We start from the raw sequence: 16,850 nt of genomic DNA, 5'->3' as shown, positions 1-16,850 counted from the left end.
TTTAGTCAAAGGCGAGACTGATGCCCCCGGCCTGGAAATTCGGCGCCAGCGCGCCCGCCGCGATCGGGCGGGGTGTCGTCAGCGGAATGGCGACGAGCGCGTTGCCACCCGCCGCCGCATCCCACAGCACCACGGTGGCAACCGTTCCCCAATCAGCGGTCGGGCTGGGCCAGGCCAGCGTCGTGGCATTGGTGTGCTGTCCGTTTCCTTCTGTCGGTCCGGTCCAGGCGGCATCCGACGGCCCGGCCACAAGCCGGCTATAGCCGCCGCCCGCCACCTCGGCACCGGCGTCGGTTTCCAGCCCGACAGTCAGCGCTGTAGGTTTTTCCCAAGACCCGGAACGCAGGAGGTGCGTGCCGATGCACTCGGCGAGTAAATCCGACAGGTGCCCGGCGAAGGTGAGTTTCAGGTCCCCGGCGGCAAAGAGTGGAGCCGGATCGTTACCGTAGATTTCGCGCGGGACGGTCAGCGGCGCGTAGGCCAGCATCGCTCCGCCGGCCGCCGCGTCCATCAGCGCGAAATGCGAGACGCGCCCCCAATCCGCAGTCGGCGCGGCAAACGTCAAATCGACGGCATTGGCGAACTGCTTGTTGCCACCCACTGGCGACGACCACAGCGCATCGTCCGGCCCAGCGGCCAATCGCACATAACCGCCGCCGTTGACCTCATCCATTACGCCGTTCTCGCCGGGATCGGTTTTGAGGAGCGCCAAATAGAGCGCGACCGGTTTCGCCCAGGCGGCACTGCGCAGCAGATGGGCGCCCACGGCTTCCTCGAGCAGATTCGATAGACTCATCACAGGATTCCTTTAGAAGAGTAGCCAGAACGCCGACGAAGTTGGCGTATCGCCGGCCAGACGCCCACGCGCGATCAGAACGAGCCGCCCCGACGCGCGCAATTCCTCGCCCAGCCGCAAATCGGCGCGACCGGTCAGCAAAATGGCAACGTCGGCGCGTAGCCGAGCGTCCGTTTTGAGATGGGCGGCAAGGCAGGCCGTCACCGGTCCGGGCGCAGGTGCCGACGCCGATCCCAACTCCAAGCCCAATTCCAGCCGCGCGGTGCCGTGCATTTCTCCGCTGATCTCGCTGCACAGTGCGAGCCCGAGATCGAGTTGGGCGATGCCAGACAGGCGCGGCGCCATGTCGGCGGCCAGCCGCGGATCACGCCACAATACTTCCGTAGCAACCTGATCGAGCCGCGCCGGGGCGAACGGCAGCACCAGTGTTTCCACCGCGACCTGAGCCAGACGGCTCGGCACAAGCGCCTGACTCAACACCTCGGCCAGCGACTGCGTCAGGCGCGCCGGGGGCCCGGGAGAGATCGCCGCCTCGAAGGCTATCTGCGCCAGTCGCGCCGGTTGCGCATCGAGCGTTATGACCGTCAGGCTGTCGAGGCGACCACCGGAGCGCAGCAGCACGCCGACACGACCAGGCGCGGTAAACGTGTCGTCCGTGACGGCGAAACGCAGAACACCGTCGATCGACACGGTCAACTTCGTCGCATAGACCTCGAACCGGAGCACATAGTCGGTGTTGAGCGACGAACTGCCGTAGTAACTGCCCAGATCGGTGGATACGCCCGCCACCACCCTGCGCAGCACCCAGTAATTCCCGTCGAAGAAGACGAGATAGCCGTTCTCGGTGTCGCTGGCCGAATAGCGGGCGGCAATCCCCACCCGCTTGCCGGTGGAACTCGTAAAGCGCACTACTGCTTCGATCAAATAATCGGCCGACGGCGGCATAACGGTTTGGGTATAGAGCGCCGAGGCCGAACTCGACGATCCCGCCACGCGCCCCTCGGCGGCGATGACCGAGGCCGTCCCACTGTAGGGCGAGCCGTAGGCTGCCCAAGCCCCGCCGGTCTCCGCCGTGTGGGCCGCCAGCGCCGTATCTGCCGCTTCGCTGAAGCTGTCGGCGATAAAGATCGTCGTCATTGGACCGACGCTTTATTGCGCAACTTCAACGCCGACTTCGAGCGCATTCACGGCAGCGGTCGACCAGGCGTTCCCGGTGGCCGGATCCGTCTCATACACCGAGAGGTTATAGACGTAACTCGTGGACAGCGCCGATTCCGGGCCGTAGGCGTCGGTCGTCCCCGAGCGGATCAGATTGCGCGCCTTGGCAGAGCCGGAATCGGCTTTTGCGAGGTAGTTGCACACCTGAACGGCGACGACCGATCCCTGCACTGGTAGATCGCCAAGCGTCAGTGTTTCCTTGGCTCCCGGGGTCGCCCCGGTGAGGTAGTCGGTCGTGTTGGGGGCCGTCTCGTCGATGAGCGCGGCGTGGTCGGTGCCGGTCGAGGGCGTCCAGTCCTGGTAGGTCCCTGGCCCGGTGGGCACAAGCACATCGATCCGCACATCCCCTAAAAAGTCGTTGTTCGCCGCGCCACTCGTGTCGCACAGGTAAAAGTCGTCGTAATAGATGTTCGCGTCGTTCGCTCCGCTGATGCCCAGGCACGCGTAATTGGCGAAAGCATTCGCGGAATTCTGCGTATCGATGCCGCTTGCGGTGAGCCAGGTCTGCCCGTTGACCCGTAGTTCATATGCCCCCACCGAATTGTCGATCGTCGCCTTGAACTCGACATAGCTCCAGGTCGCGACCGGGAGCGGATTATCGGAGGTGGCGAGTAGCACACCGCCGCCCCGATAGACGCGCAGTTTCGCTGCCGTGTCGATGAACACATAGATCTGTTGCGTCGAACCATCGCGCAACTCAAAGAGCGGCTGGCCGCCACCAGTACTCGGCATCGTCACCGGATAAATGGCGACACCCAGAATGAAGGTCGCCCGCGCGGGAACGGACTTATAGAGCCCCCCGGAACTGCCGACCAGCAACGCGCCGCCGCCTCGCCGGCCACTGGTCGGCTTGATATCGTTGCTATAGATCGACGAGGAGTCACGCGCCGTCCATTTTTGCGTGATCTCGTTGAAGCTGTAATGGTCGAAGCCATCCATGAAGAGCAGAGCCATGTCAGAATCCTTTGGCAATCGCCACGAGGTCGAAGGTGGCGCTCGCGGTGGAGTAGATGAAGCCGAGCCTGTCGGTGAGCCCGGGCATACTGGACAAATCGATCGCACCGATCTCCGACCCGAGGCGCACATTCGGACCAAAGCTGACGACTCGTCCGCCGAGCGCATCCTGGGTGAGTTCCAGCACACAGCGCTGTCCGTCGGCCGCGCCGGTCAGCGTGATCGTAGGGCTGCCGCCGAGCGTGACCCGCACCGTGTCGGCGCGCGCAAAGTCCGCGACCAGTGTCGACGCATAGGGGAGTGTCAGTACGGCCGGTCGATAGGGCCGCGCCCCGACAGCCAGCACCGCGACGCCGTCGTGATAGACGAAGGTCGCGCCGGGCGGGAGTTTTACGCCAGCCCCACCGGCAGCCTTGAGTGTGATTTCCCGGCCACCGGTCGTGGCGTTTTCGAGCAGCCACACGCGCGGTCCGCTCAGGGGGACGGTGACCTGGATCGCTGCCGTGACGGTCCCGGTCAGGACGATCACCGCCGCGTTGGCTTCCGCCGCCGTCAGCGTCACGTTGGCACCACCGGCCACCGTTTTAATTGTGCGCCCGGTCTGCGCCGCCCGCGCGAGCGCTCCGGCCACCGCGCCAGTTTCCCCGGCTTCGAGTCGGGCATCGAACGATTCGAAGGTCTGCCCCAGAGCCGCACTGGCCTGCGCCGCGATCTGGTCGGCCGCACCCCACACTACCTTGGCCAGGCGCGTGATCGCAGTGAACGCACTGCCGCTCCAGACGATCTGATACAGCGCCTCGGTCGCGCTCGTGCTGCGCGTCGGCGTGCCGTTGCTGTCGGCCTGCAGATAATAGGTGCCGGGCGGTTGCCCGCTGAAACTCAAGGTCACCGGTGCCGCGCTGGCCAGCACGAGACCGAGCGACGGCCGCCAGCACCAGCCTGCACCCACGGTGAGTGTCGTTCCACTGCCAGTTGCCCGATAGGAATCGGCCCCGATCACCGCCACGGTGCTGCCGAGCAAGGCCTGCAGTGCCGCACCGATCGACACGGCGCCGCCAAAGCTCGCGCCGAGCAGACTGCGCAGCGACGTCAGTTCCGCTTCCAATGACGCAGCATTGGCATTGTGCTTGGCGACGTAGTTGGTGTCGCCGTTCGTGAAGCGTTGCAGAGAGAGACTCATCCGAATTTCACCTCAAGCAGAATTCCGCCGCGGAAGAGTCCGGTGGCCCCGTAAGGGACAACTCCGTAGCCACCGGGCCGGTCGGCGAGTTCGCCGTAAGACAGGGGGCGCGCATCGAGCCCGAAGGACTGCGTCGGACCGATGGCGAAGGTGCCAAGATCGACCGCAAAACGGTCATAGCGACCCGGCAGTTCCTTCGAGAACCCAACGACCTCGAATTTACCGTTGGCCGATCGCCGCAAGCGGCAGGCATTCCCCGCTTCGGCGTAGAGCAGATCCCGGTTGGCGCGGGCCAACGGCACGTTCTTGAGGACCCGACCGCTTTCGCCGATGTCCACATCGACGGCATAGACGAGCGCGATGCCGTCAGTGACGAGCAGTGCCGGCCGCGTCAGGATCTTGCCATCAAGTTCGGTCTGGCTCGCGTCGATCTGCGCTTGCGTGATGTGTGTGAGCAGACTCATGCGACAAAGCCCTCCACCTCGAGACGCGCCGGTGCGTCGCGCGTGAGATCGCGCGTCAGTCCCGTCACATAGAGCCGCGAGCCATCCGGCAAATCAAGGATGTCGCCCGGTTCGAGGCGCAGATCATCGACGATCGTCACGCCGTAGCGTTGCGCCGCATGCGCCCGATAAATCAGTTCCCGCGCGGCAAAGGCCTGCGCGTGCGCGTCGTTCTGCACGAGATCACTTTCGATGATCTCGACCTTGTCCAGCCACGCCGGGGCGGCGGCGTCGTAGGCTTCGGTCGTGTGCCGGGCATGCACATAGTCGTAGGGCGCGCCCCACACCTCATAGCTACCGGTGCCGATACTGGCCATCGTCAGCAAGACGGAGAGTTCGAGCGCGGCATGCACGGCCTTGCCGACCGGCGTCGTCGGGCCACCAAAGGGCGGCGCGATGTCCGGGATCAGGCCAGCCGCCTTCGTTGCCAGAAAGACGCCCATCAGCCCCGGCACCCAGGCCGCCGTTTCCAGTGTGATGCGGCCACCGGTATGCGCCGTGGCCGAATAGTCTTCGCTGCAGACCGAAAACAGACCGCTATTGGCACTTTGCTTGATCACCAGGCGGGTGTTGCGCGCCCGTTGCGTGCGATCGTCGCTCCAATAGACGTCCTGCTCCTGGCGCATCTGGAAGAAGCCAGCCGTGATATTCGCCGACGCCAGGCTCTGGTCCTGCTGCACCACCTCCGTAAAGTCCGGGTCCTGCCAGGCGAGACGCAGACTCGACAACGGCACGGCGGCCCGCCCACGGGTGACCGCTACGATGCGATCGTTGGTCAACGCAACGTCGGCACGACGCGCCAGATCCCGACTCTTCGCCCGCAAGCGGCCACAACCATCGATCCATGGCGCAAGACCGGCCGGCAGCAACAGCGTTTCGAGCATGTCCCAGGCCGTAAGATCCGCGAGTTGCAGATTGCTGTGCGGTACCGCGTACATGATCGGTGGCAAGGCGATTTCCGCGGGGGTGAGTCCAACATCCAAGGCGATGTCCCGCGCGATCTGATCGAGCCGCGTGCCCAACGGGTAAATATCGGTAACGCGTTTGACCTCCCGCCAGACCGAGAACGCGTCCGGGCTGCGTGCGGTCAGCGTCATCCGCCGCTCGCCCGAGGAAAGCCTGTAATCGTTCAGCGACTCGATCAGAGTCGCGACGAGCAGCACCCCTTCGACGAAGACGGCGAGGACCTGTCCGGGGACCGGCTGCGCCACTCCGTACAGTTCGTGATGCCACGACAAGCCGACCGTCAGTTCGCCGGTGCTTTGCTGCACGCGCGTCGCATACGGCGACAGGTCCAGAGGTGAAGGGGCCGTGCCGGCGACGACCGCGGCAATCGGCGTGCCGACTGGATAGGCCACCACCGCTACGCTACGCTCGTCGTCCACACTCGTCGCGGCCGAGAAACGGGTGTCCATCCACAGAACTCCCTCAGAGTTTTCTGACGACGCGCAGCGTGAGTTCGACGGGGCTTGCCAGATAGCCCTGCGCCGCGATGGCATCGATGGTGATTCCGTTGCCGCCAGCGGTCAGATTGGTCAGGATCACCTCGAAGCCGAAGGCCGAGGTATAGGACGGCCACCACTGGATGAAACCGTTGGCCGGATCCGGCGGGTTCTGCCAGAAGGCGAGCAGCATCCGGAACTGGGCCATCGACATCGCGATGCCGCGCTCGGCAGTCCAGGTTTCGACGCATACCGCGTCGCGGACCGTGCCGCGCCACAGAGCGTTGGCTGTGCCGGCGAGTGTCTTGCTGCTGGCCCACACCGGCGGAATCAGAATGTCGGTATCGATGCCCGACCACTGATCGGGGGCCGACTCGTAATCGAAGGTGCCGAGCGTCGGATGGATGAGCCGCCCCTTGCCGCCGCTCCCGACCGCCGCCGGCAGGATCGTGAGGGAAATCTCGTCTACCGCGGGCGAGGCGGCACCGATCGTGAAGGTAGCCGAAGCGGTCAGCGTGGGCATGGGACACTCACCGAAAGAGAAAGCACATCGTCCCCCGCAGCCAGCAACTGGAGTTGAGGAACGCTCTCGCCCGCGCCATCGAGGGCGACGAAATTCTGTGGCGCAACGAGGTTGGGGCCAGCCGCGGCAACAGAGACGCCATCGGCAATCCCTTCCCCGAGATCACCCACGGCTTTGACCAGCACCGGCACGGTGGTCCCGGCGCGCAGCCGTGTGAGCGGAATCGGTGCGCACAGATGCGTGATCACCGGGCGCATCGCAAAACCGCTGATCCCCACCTGATTCAGGTAATTCGGCGAGGTGACTTGCTCGATGGCCAGCAGCCGGCGATAGCGCCGGTCCCAGGCGATGCGCGCCGCATCGCCACTCAGCGTGGTCAGTTTCACGGCGCCGAACCAGCGCCCGGTCAGATAGTCGAGGATGAACAGGTCGCGGCTGTCAGTAAGCACGTAGCAGCGGGTGCCTTCTTCATAACAGATGTCGCGCGGTCGGTTGGGAACCTGCAGCGTATGGAGCAGCGCCCCAGTGTCCAGCGCGCGCACCTCGAGGATCCGGTCGACGTCCGGGGTCATGACGACCCGGTTGGCTAGCCGGTCGACGAGCACGGCACGAAAGGCAATCGCCCCGAAGGTGGCCGGCAACAGCGCCACCCCGCTCGGCTGATCGTCCGGGCCGAGCAGCTGCAAGGGTCCGGTGACGAGTTTGAGCCACAGTTCGCCGCCGGCGCCCTGATAAATATCCTGGGCGTAGTAGCCGCCTGGCGCCGTGTCGCGACGCAGGAACGCGCCGGTTTCCGCGTCGAACTCCCAGCGAAAGCGTGCCCAACTCGGCCACCAGCGTTGCCGGGTCCAGCCGGTGGCGATGACCACACCGGAATCGGTCAGCGCCCCGCCGTCGTTGGCCGCGTACAGACCGTCGATGCGATCCACACACTCGAAACCGTCCTCGCCAAGCAGGTCTGCGTTATACAGGGCGCTCGGAATCAGGTGCGCCGTGCCGACCATCTCGTCCAGACTGCGATGCGGAATGACCTCAGAAACGTAGGTTGGGCACAGCATCAGACCGCTACCTCCGCGCCAATCTGGATGTCTTCTCCACCGCTGTTCAAGGGCGCGTCGTACCAGGTTTCGGCTACACCCTCGTTGTCGGTGCGGCTGGCCAGCGGCGCGAGCCTGCCAGGCCCGGTCAGTGACCAGGCGACGACTTCGCCGGCGCAAGGATCGGCGTGGGCGCCGCGGATGCGGGCGCGAATACGGGTGCGGTGACCTGCCGTGAGTGTTTCGTCCGACGTTGGTGTACCGACAACGGCGGGCTGCACGGTGGCTGCCCAGACCCGCAGGGCCAGCGTCGTTCCGGTATTGTGCAGCGACAGATAAATGCCGTGCTTCTCGCTCCACCACAGGCCAAGGCAAGTCATGCCGATCGTGCGCAGTTCGCCGACGAAGGATTTCTTGATCCAGTCGTAACGGGCGACCAGTCCATCGCTGCTGCCGACGACGATCTCGTTTCCCGCGGCCCAGGACAAGCTAACACCGTGCGCGAGATTGTCCACGGTTGCCTCAATCACACCGGACGCCGATAGATCGAGCGGCCGCGTGTACATTCTCCCGGCCAGGGGATAGACGTAGCGGTCGTGCAACCGGGCGTAATTGCGACCCAGCGTGACGTAGGAATCGCCGACCCGGTCGGTCTTGAACAGCGTGACGACGTCAATATCCCATTCCCCATACGTACCGAGCGAATCGGACAGGCCGTACCGCCGCGACCGCGTACTCGGCGTGCTGCCGGACCCGATCAGGGCCAGGCCGTAGTCGTTCGATTCGGTGGCTACCGGATACGCCGCACCGTCCATCTGGACGAGATAAACGCCTTCGCTCGAAATCGGCAGCAGCAGCCCGCGCCCATCGACCCAGATCGGCGCACCGGCGATGGTCCTGCCGACCGGCGCCTCGGCCAGACGGTTCGTGATCGTGAACGGACCCGCCAGACATTCAAGCGCCATGCTGCACCCGGATCGTGGCAGTCCCGGACGCGCCGTTCGGCCGATAGACCGCCCACGCCCGCCCGGTGACATCGGTGGCATCGCTCAATGGCGTCACGGTTCCCGGCCCCGTTACGACCAACCACTCGACGATCACGTGGGCCGGACCGTCGAAGGCGAGCAAGGCCGACGCATCGGCTCGTGGCGTGGCGGGCATGGCAGAGATCGTCATCGGGTCGCTCCAATCCGGGCCAGTTCGCCCTCGAACCAGTCGCGCAGCGTCATATGCAGGGCATCTGGCGCGATGCGGAAGTCCAGGACAGTCGGTGCCGACGACGTGTTTCGTTTTGGCGCATCTGTGAGGGCATCCGCAACGAAACCTCCATTGGCAAAGGCCAGTCGACCGGTCCTCACCCGCGGTCCCGCCGCGACCCCGTTGAGCGCATCGAGGAACGCCACCCCAACCCGGCTGACGGCACGGGCATTGACGACGAATTCACCCGCTGACAGGCGTGCCGGAATCGAATCACTGGTCGATGTGCCGGGGCCGTAAACGAAACCACCCCCGGCGAATCCCTTGAACAGGCCGGAGATCATCGAACCCAGCCCGGACCCCGTACCGGCGCCGGCCTTGAACAGATTGCCGAACAACGATTCGGCGAGTTTCTGCGCGAGAAGCTTCTGGATCGTCGCGAGAACGGAGCGGCCAAAGTCCCCGAACGCCTGCGCCGCTGATTTGCTGCCGTCGATGATGCCGGTAAAAGCCTCGGCCAGCCCATCCTGGATCGAGCCGTCGATTTTGGTCGCCACGTCATCGACAACCAATTTCACGTTGGCAATCTCGTTCTTCCAGCCCTGCACCCGCGCCACCGCCTCCGGCCCGATGGCAGCTGCGGCACTCTCCAGCTTCGGCAGCAAGGCGTCCAGCGCCTGCCCGGTGTCCTGATGCAGTGCCAGGATCTGCTGCCGCGCCTGTGCTTCGGTCAACAAGCCCGACTGACGCTGAATATTGACTGATTCCTCGCTCGCCCGCATCCGCGTGAGCGCCGCGTTGAACTGCGCTTCATACGCCGCGAGATCGGCACTCGCCGCCTTCACGTCGATGAGTCGGCCGACGGTGGCGACGCCTTCCTGATCGCCCTCGGCACGAAGTTTCTCGAGCAAAGTCCGGTATTGCCGTTCAATGGCGGCACGGCGATCCTCGCTCGTGGCCGCTCCCGTCAGATCGAGCTGTTCCTCGCGAACCTTGGTGAGCTCGTCGCGCAGTTCGCGCTCGGCCTGGGTGGCTTTGCGGGCGTTGGCGACTTCGACATCGGCGCGTTTATTGTTGAGGACGGTCAGGTCCGCTTCGAATTTGGCGACCTCGGCCTTGGCGCGCAGGCGATCGTTTTCTGATTTGCCAGTGGAGGCGACCGACTGGCTGCGGGCCAAGGCCTGCCGCGTGCGTGCGATCTCGGCATCGATCGCTTGCTGCTCGAGGGTCGTTTTCTGAGCGTAGTAATCACGAACGGAAATTAGACGCTCGTCGAGGGCCGCATCGAGCGCCGTTTGCTGCCGGACCAGTCCGTCTTTCAGGAGCGAGAACTCAGCGTCGAGACGCGCTTTCAGCAGCGCGGTCTGCGCGCCGGTGGTGTCCTGCGCTGCTTTAGCCGCGTTGGGTTTCGTCAGCCGTTGCAGCAGTTCCGGGTCGGCTTGAATTTTCGGTGCCTTGACCTCGATCGGCTTCGGTTCGAACAGGCTGTCGCGGAATTCGGCGAGTTCGTCCAGGCGCTGGACGAGGCGGCCCTTGAGTTCGGTGATGATCGCTTTGGCGTTCGACACGTGGCCGGATAGCGCCTCGACCGCCGCCGCCATACTAGCCCCGATCGTTTCACCGAGCGCCACGAACGCCTTACCGACCGTGGCGGCCCCCAGGGCCAACACCTTCAGGGCCAGCACGATGCCATCGAGAATCGCGCGCAGGGTGCCGCCTTGTTTGGCCGAGTCCACCATGCCATTGGCCATCGCATTCATCGCCGGCAGGAAGGCTTCGAGGATGCGGTTGCCGATACTGGAAATCGCCAGCCGCACCTTGGCGAGCGAGTCGTTGAACACCTCGGCTTGCGCCGCCGTATCGCCGCCGATCTGCACGCCCAGTTCTTGCAGTTCAGTCGTCAGCGCCCCGACGCCCTCGCGCCCCTGGTTGAGGAAGGGAATGAGGTCGGCGCCCGATTTGCCGAACAGTTCGACGGCGAGCGCGGTTTTTTCGGCGCCGTCCGGCATCGCCTTGAAACGGTCGGCGAGATCGAGCAGCACCTGATCCGTCGCGCGTAGCGTCCCGTCCTGGTTCTTGACGGCAACGCCGATCGCCGCGAAGCTGCGCGCCGCTTCCTCCGACCCGGTGGCGGCCTCGAGCATGCGGGTCGCGAGCTTGCGCAGACCGCCTTCGAATTTCTCGGCCGAAACGCCGGAGAGATCCGCGGCCGGGATCAGTGTCGACAGCGACTCGACAGTGATGCCCACCCGCTGCGAGAGTTTCGAGAGCGAATCGGCCGACTCGAGCGAGGACTTGACCATCGAGGCGAGGCCAGCGGCCGACACAGCGACGCCCAGGCCACTCAGCAGTCCGCCGAGGGAACGCGCAACGTTGCCGAGATCGCCGAGGTTGCGCTTGATCGAGTCGAAGGCGCCCCGGGTCTCATCGACGGCGGTGATCAGCAGTTGGGCGCGGTTGGAAACCATCAGGATTTCACCAGTTCGTATTGAATGGCACGGGCGAGTCGCGGCAGCGCGCCACGGACGGCACCGGCCAGGTCGAGTCGCCGCTTGAGGGTGACGGACTTCACCAGTACCGCGATCGGGATCTCCTGGCCGCGTTTGATCTGCTTGGCGCCGGTGCGTCCTCGCTCGGCCCGTTTGAAGCGGGTGAGTTGGGAGGCGTTCTCCCGGATGTTCTCGGCCATCAGGAGGACCTTGCCGTTCTTCTGGATGAAGAACGCATTGCCCGAACGCATCAGTCCGTCGATCACGGCCTTGAAGCGCTTGGGGCCAATCCGCCCGGGCAGCAGCGGGATCAGCAGATTGCCGGCGACCGTGCCGCCTTTCTCATGCAGACCGAGCCAGGGGATCTTGCTGCCAACCCACAACGCCGGCAGGCGATCGGTTTTTTTGTCCAGCACCTTGGTATGCATCGAGGACACGAAGCTATTACGCTTGACGGTAAAGGCGCTGCGCATCTGCGCGCGGGCGGCGTCGCGTACCTCGCGGCCACCCGACTGCATGCCCCGGGCGACGGCCTGATGAATGGCCTGGCGGCGCGCAGTAGACCAGGCGGCAAACTGGCGTGGTTCGAACAGGCCGGCGGTGGTCAGGTTGATTTTCATGAGGGCGTGTCCGTGGTCAGTTCCCGCTGCAACCGCTCGATCGCCCGTTTGTCGCCCTGACTGGCGACTGCCATGACCGTCAGTTGCAACCCCAGTGATTCGCCTTCCCGTACCGCTTCGGCGACCAGGAAGGCCTCGAACTGCACCACGGAGTAGATCAGGATGTCGGGGAATCGGTGTCCGGCGTGGATGAGGCGGTGGATGGCGTGCGTCCAGGCGGCACCGGGTCCAGGCAGGCGTGAATTCTCAGGCTCGCCTCTTGCACGGCCGGCTTCACCCTTTGCACGAAAAAATCGGCATTGACCTCGAACAGCGTCGTCGCCAGGGCAATGGCCGCGTCGAGCGGCAAGGCGTCGATCCAGTCCTGCGACTGGCGCGAGGCCAAGGCCAGCGTGCGCAACAAGGCGGTACCGTGGGTACTCAGGATCGCCAGCCAGTCGGGCTCCGCGCTGGCCAGTTGATCAGCAAACGGCTGGATGGTCGCCAGCAAGGCCGGGACTTCCCCGACGCGAATCGGGGTGATCGACAGCGTCTCGCCGGCCATCTCGAGCACGACGGGTTGCGAGGGAAAGGCTGTAAAGGGGTTCATGGCCATCCTCACAGCAAGACGATGCGACCGAATTGCCCGAGGTCGCCGGTCGCGGATTTCAAGGTGTCGGCCAGCACTTGCCCGGACAATTCGAACTTGAGCAGTTCATCGGTGATGAGGGAGAGTTCCTTGGCCGGATTGATCGCCACACGGTACAAGTCGATCACCACTTCGCGGTTGCTATCTGCCGTGTTGAGCCCCTCGAACCGGACCCAGCGCTCCGGCAGCGGTTGGGTAAAGAGCGCGGTGGTTTGCGCGGCGCCGTAGGCGTAGTCGACCGAAAACGGTTCGACATACGGACCACCCGTGGTCTTGTCCAGAATTTCCAGCGAACCGTATTTGGCATTCAGACGGTACTGCTCGGCGGCAAGCGTCTGCGGGCTGCCCGAGGCATCGCTGATCTCGACCGCGGAGACATTCTGATGCGCCAGCAAATACAGGCTGCCGACCGTCACCGGATTGGGCAGAACTTCACCGCTGACCACCCCGCTCGTTTGCTCGATGGTCGTCCCGTAAAGTGCGAGGCCCAGATTGACGGCGATCAGTTCTTCCAGCGTGCAGGAAAACTCGCCTTTCTTGGTCTTGATCAGTTGCAGATCCGTGAGGCGCTGGCCGCTGCTCGACTCCTGGTGTTCCAGCGTCTCCACCGACAACGAGACCTTGAGTTCCGGCACGTTGCCGACGTAGCTCAGCCCTAGGGGCTGGCCGTTGTTATCACGCGCGCCGACATAGACGCGGCCCTGCCCAGAAAAATACGGCATGGTCAGACTCCAAAAAATGAGATGAGAAGGGATCAGGCGCGCGTCAGATCGCGGGCGTAGGTGCGGTAGCGGATTTCGTAGCGCGCCGGTAGGGCCACGGCGCCGGCATCGGCGTCTTCGGCCTCCCAATCACAGTCGACGTCGCTGATGCCCAAGGCCAGGCCGCCGAGGTTGGGATCGGCCAATAAAGCCGCATGCGCCGCGACCAGCAACTGGTCGGCCTGATCAAACGCCGCCTCGCCGCGACCGAGAACGACCAGGCGCAACTGCAAGCTGCGCTCGACCAGATCATTGACGTGCATGTCGATGTGATCGCTTTCAGCGAACAACAACACGGCCGGGCTGGCTTCGCGCGGCACCGGCGCGGTGGGCTGACGTAACAGCGGACAAGGAGCGATTGCTGCGGCGAGGCGAGTGACGACCTCACGCAGAATCCGTTCGCGAATGGAATTCATGGACAACAATCCTCAAATTGGAGAAACGAGTTGGGTCAAGGCGGCGCGCCGCTCGGAACCCTCACCGATGGCGCGCACGTCACGCACCTGATAGACCGCCCCGGCAATCTCGACCGCGTCGCCGATGGCAAGCGTCAGCGCGGACGCCGGGTAGTCGATCTGGTAGTCCCGCGAGAGCGCGAAGCCATCGAGCACGGTTTCGTCCGGGGCCCGAAAGGCGCAATACACCGTGTTCCCCGCGGCGATCACGGCCGTCAGCAATCCCGACCGTTGGGCCGCGTCGTAAAACACCTCGATATTCATCAGGCCGAGGTCAGCTTGATCAATACGTTGGGGCGGTGACACATCGGGAGCGGGTTCGACTGCGTGTGCAGATCGGTGCCCCGGTCGAATTTGCGCGGTTCCTGCTTGGCGTACAGCGTCTGCCCGAGCGTATTCACCGTTTCGTTGAAGTCGGCCGGCGCAAAATAGGTGGCGAAGGTATCCACCGTGCCGATCGGGAACGCGTGCGCCTCGCCCGCCGCGATGAAGCGACGTGTGCCCAGGATGCCATCGTCCTGGACGAAAGCCGCCTGACCCCGGTACTCCTCGAAGGTGATGCCGCTGTAGTTGAAGCCTGAACGCATGTCGTTGATCAGCACCACGCCTTGCTGCCAGTTCTGGTAGGCGGTCTTGACTTCCGCGTGCGTGACCAGTGCCCGGAAGAACTCCGGCGAACACAACACATGGGTCCCGGTGGAGAACTCGCCATTGAGCCCATCCTCCATCAAACTGAGCAGTTCCAAACAGGACTCTTTGAGATTGCCTTCGTCTTCCTTGGTAGAGAACTCGAAGGAAACCGATTGCGCCGTGATCTTGAATTCGTCGAACAGGTTGATCAGTTCGCTCCCATCGGCATCCAGGATCTTGCCTTTGAGCGCCCCCATGCGCAGGTGCTCCAGCGTGATCGCATGCTTGTTGCGCATGGTCTCCAGATGCCGGGCCATCACCCCACCAATCGCTTCCATCTCGGTTTCCGAGCCGAACGCGCGCAACCCCTGGACTTCCTCCGGCAGCACCACATCGTCGTGCGGGATGTGCGGAACAACGAAGGAACGGAGGTTGCGCTTGCCACGCTCGCCGACCGTGCCGGGCGAACCGGGCGCGCGGGTTGGCAGCAGGTTCAGGCGGCCCGCGTACTCCTCGACGATGATCTGCCGCGTGCGCACGGGCCGGGCGGGAAATAGATTCAACGACTCCAGCCGACCGTAACGATTGGGAATGAGGTTGATGGCCGCCGTTAGGCTCGCCACGGAAAAGCCGGGGTTTTCAAAGGGGTTTTGCATTTGGGATCTCCAAAAATGACGAAACCCGCTGGGTAAGCGGGTTTTGCGGAAAAGCGAATGGGAGGGGTCGGACGGAATCAGGCGCTATCGCGTACCAGAATGCCCAGTGCCGCCAGTTGAGCGATGGCCACCGCTTGCTGGGGCGCGGTAATGTCGGTGGGCCAGACGACTGCGCCGCGTGCGACGATGGCGTGCCGGGCGATCAGGATGGCATCGGTGCGATCCGCCAGCGTGGCGTCGATGTCGTTGCCGAGTACGCCCACGGCAGCTTCGGAACCGTCGGTGGCAGCCGGATCGAGCGCTTTGAGCTTCGCGGTCGCCGTTTCACGGCCAACCACCGTACCCAATGCCAGGACTTGCGTCGCCGCGACGGTGTCTTGCTCGCGCGAGTACAGGTTCGGGGCTTCGTATTTCAGCAGGTCGCCGAGATTGTTCGGTTGCGTAACGCTGGGCATGGCTTACTCCTTGTTGTTGGTGAGTTTTTTGACGGCGGCGACTACCGGGCTGTCTTCCGGGCGCAGGGTGGTTCCGGTGCCGGTATCGGCGGTGATGCGGGAAGTGATCTCCGGCTGATCGGCCCGTGCCTCGAGCAAGGCACGCCGCACTTGTGCTTCGCTGGCCCCGGACGCCAGGAACTCGGCGGTGCGCTGTGGCTGGCCAGCGATCAGGCATAACTCGGCGATCGCCTGGGCTTCGATGCGTCCGTTGGCTGCCGGCTGCGCGAGTGGTGTACGGATAGTTGCTTCGGGTTGCGGAGCGCCGTCCGTGTGCGGGGGATCCTCACTCGGCGCGGCGTCCGTCGGTGTGTCGGTCTGTTCACCGACAGGTTCGAGGTGTTCAATCGTTTCGTGGTCATTCATGGAATTCTCCAGGTTGGAATGGACAGAGGAAATTGCACAGTTGCGCGTTGCTTGCAGGGTGGCCAACCGACGTTTGGCGGCCAGCGCCTCGGTGAATTCGGCGAGCACCTGATCGAGCGGCATCACAGCATCGGCCAGTCCCGCGGCCACGGCGTGTTCACCGAAATACACGCCAGCCTCGGTGGCGCAAATGGCATCCCTGTCGAGGCCGCGCATGGCGGCCACTTGCGACGTGAAGATCGTGTAGAGCCGGTCGACTTCCGTTTGCAGGGCCGTGGTGGCCTGCGGCGTCAGCGCTTCGTGCGGCGAAAAATCGTTTTTGTGGCCACCGGCAAATATGGCGGTGTAATTCAGCCCGTCCTTGGCATCCTTGACCGATTGATCGACGTGCAGCGCGATCACGCCAATGGAGCCGACGCCGGCGGTCTGCGACAGCGTCAGGCGTTCACTCGCGGCAGCGATCGCATAGGCGGCGGAGTACGCGGCATCGTTGGCGTGTGCCCAGACGGGTTTGATCTGGCTGGCGGCGCGAATGCGAGTGGCGAGTTCGAATACGCCACCCGCTTCACCGCCGGGCGAGTCCATATCGAGCAGGATGCCAGCGATCTGCGGATCGGCCAGTGCGGCGTCCAGACGCGCGCCGATCTCGTCGTAGGACGTCAAACCCGAGGCGGCATCGATGCCCATCACCCGTTTGACCAAGGTGCCGACGACGGGAATCACGGCGATTCCCGTCGGCAATGCCGTACCGGCAATTTTCGGCGCCGGCATCGGGAGTGCCAACTCCATCTCGGGCAGTCCGATCCGCGAACCGAGCACGGACAGGATGACGTCGAGTTTCGGACGGGCAATGAGGAGTGGCGTCCCGATGATGCGGGACGCCAGATGAACGAGGGGCATG

Annotated in this window: 20 protein-coding genes; all 20 read right to left on the bottom strand. The window is 64.3% G+C overall.

Going from position 1 to position 16,850, the window contains the following annotated elements:
- Position 1 precedes the first annotated feature (1 nt).
- Positions 2-796, bottom strand: a complete 795-nt coding sequence (locus ED236_RS08355; protein WP_123237521.1) for a phage tail fiber protein — start codon at positions 794-796, stop codon at positions 2-4.
- Positions 797-808: 12 nt separating this feature from the next.
- Complete coding sequence (locus ED236_RS08350) at positions 809-1,933, bottom strand: hypothetical protein (protein ID WP_123237520.1); 1,125 nt, start codon at positions 1,931-1,933, stop codon at positions 809-811.
- Positions 1,934-1,945: 12 nt separating this feature from the next.
- On the bottom strand, positions 1,946-2,968 hold the full coding sequence (locus tag ED236_RS08345) for a hypothetical protein (RefSeq protein ID WP_123237519.1): 1,023 nt from the start codon (positions 2,966-2,968) through the stop codon (positions 1,946-1,948).
- A 1-nt stretch (position 2,969) separates the two neighbouring features.
- A complete protein-coding gene (locus ED236_RS08340) occupies positions 2,970-4,148 on the bottom strand; it encodes a hypothetical protein (RefSeq protein WP_123237518.1) in 1,179 nt (392 codons plus the stop codon).
- Positions 4,145-4,612 (bottom strand): hypothetical protein, encoded by a 468-nt coding sequence (locus ED236_RS08335; protein WP_123237517.1) that lies wholly within the window; start codon positions 4,610-4,612, stop codon positions 4,145-4,147. Before ED236_RS08335 ends, ED236_RS08340 begins: the two co-directional genes overlap by 4 nt.
- The gene (locus ED236_RS08330; RefSeq protein ID WP_123237516.1) at positions 4,609-6,066 is read right to left on the bottom strand and encodes a hypothetical protein; all 1,458 of its coding nucleotides are present in this window, start codon (positions 6,064-6,066) and stop codon (positions 4,609-4,611) included. The genes ED236_RS08335 and ED236_RS08330 overlap by 4 nt, the downstream gene beginning before the upstream one ends.
- Positions 6,067-6,079: 13 nt before the next feature.
- Positions 6,080-6,616 (bottom strand): hypothetical protein, encoded by a 537-nt coding sequence (locus tag ED236_RS08325; protein ID WP_123237515.1) that lies wholly within the window; start codon positions 6,614-6,616, stop codon positions 6,080-6,082.
- Positions 6,604-7,674 (bottom strand): hypothetical protein, encoded by a 1,071-nt coding sequence (locus ED236_RS12500; protein WP_162299596.1) that lies wholly within the window; start codon positions 7,672-7,674, stop codon positions 6,604-6,606. The genes ED236_RS08325 and ED236_RS12500 overlap by 13 nt, the downstream gene beginning before the upstream one ends.
- A complete protein-coding gene (locus tag ED236_RS08310) occupies positions 7,674-8,618 on the bottom strand; it encodes a hypothetical protein (RefSeq protein ID WP_123237512.1) in 945 nt (314 codons plus the stop codon). The genes ED236_RS12500 and ED236_RS08310 overlap by 1 nt, the downstream gene beginning before the upstream one ends.
- Entirely contained in the window at positions 8,608-8,829 is a 222-nt protein-coding gene (locus tag ED236_RS08305; RefSeq protein ID WP_123237511.1) for a hypothetical protein, read from the bottom strand. Before ED236_RS08305 ends, ED236_RS08310 begins: the two co-directional genes overlap by 11 nt.
- A complete protein-coding gene (locus ED236_RS08300; RefSeq protein WP_193726082.1) occupies positions 8,826-11,318 on the bottom strand; it encodes a phage tail tape measure protein in 2,493 nt (830 codons plus the stop codon). Before ED236_RS08300 ends, ED236_RS08305 begins: the two co-directional genes overlap by 4 nt.
- A complete protein-coding gene (locus ED236_RS08295) occupies positions 11,318-11,959 on the bottom strand; it encodes a DUF6441 family protein (RefSeq protein ID WP_123237510.1) in 642 nt (213 codons plus the stop codon). The genes ED236_RS08300 and ED236_RS08295 overlap by 1 nt, the downstream gene beginning before the upstream one ends.
- Complete coding sequence (locus ED236_RS12495; protein WP_162299595.1) at positions 11,956-12,108, bottom strand: hypothetical protein; 153 nt, start codon at positions 12,106-12,108, stop codon at positions 11,956-11,958. The genes ED236_RS08295 and ED236_RS12495 overlap by 4 nt, the downstream gene beginning before the upstream one ends.
- An 8-nt stretch (positions 12,109-12,116) precedes the next feature.
- Complete coding sequence (locus tag ED236_RS08290; RefSeq protein ID WP_205125663.1) at positions 12,117-12,548, bottom strand: DUF6631 family protein; 432 nt, start codon at positions 12,546-12,548, stop codon at positions 12,117-12,119.
- Between the two features lie 8 nt (positions 12,549-12,556).
- Positions 12,557-13,309, bottom strand: a complete 753-nt coding sequence (locus tag ED236_RS08285; RefSeq protein ID WP_123237509.1) for a phage tail tube protein — start codon at positions 13,307-13,309, stop codon at positions 12,557-12,559.
- A 32-nt stretch (positions 13,310-13,341) separates the two neighbouring features.
- Positions 13,342-13,764, bottom strand: coding sequence for a hypothetical protein (locus ED236_RS08280; RefSeq protein WP_123237508.1), 423 nt, complete (start codon positions 13,762-13,764; stop codon positions 13,342-13,344).
- Between the two features lie 12 nt (positions 13,765-13,776).
- Positions 13,777-14,067 (bottom strand): hypothetical protein, encoded by a 291-nt coding sequence (locus tag ED236_RS08275; RefSeq protein WP_123237507.1) that lies wholly within the window; start codon positions 14,065-14,067, stop codon positions 13,777-13,779.
- Positions 14,067-15,089 (bottom strand): major capsid protein, encoded by a 1,023-nt coding sequence (locus tag ED236_RS08270; protein ID WP_123237506.1) that lies wholly within the window; start codon positions 15,087-15,089, stop codon positions 14,067-14,069. The genes ED236_RS08275 and ED236_RS08270 overlap by 1 nt, the downstream gene beginning before the upstream one ends.
- 77 nt (positions 15,090-15,166) lie before the next feature.
- A complete protein-coding gene (locus tag ED236_RS08265) occupies positions 15,167-15,544 on the bottom strand; it encodes a head decoration protein (protein ID WP_123237505.1) in 378 nt (125 codons plus the stop codon).
- 3 nt (positions 15,545-15,547) lie between these two features.
- On the bottom strand, positions 15,548-16,849 hold the full coding sequence (locus ED236_RS08260; protein WP_123237504.1) for a S49 family peptidase: 1,302 nt from the start codon (positions 16,847-16,849) through the stop codon (positions 15,548-15,550).
- Position 16,850 lies beyond the last annotated feature (1 nt).

The sequence above is a fragment of the Pseudomethylobacillus aquaticus genome (assembly GCF_003730115.1).
Classification (GTDB): domain Bacteria; phylum Pseudomonadota; class Gammaproteobacteria; order Burkholderiales; family Methylophilaceae; genus Pseudomethylobacillus; species Pseudomethylobacillus aquaticus.
Note: the sequence above shows the minus strand (reverse complement) of the source record. Positions and strands in the feature narration are given on the sequence as shown.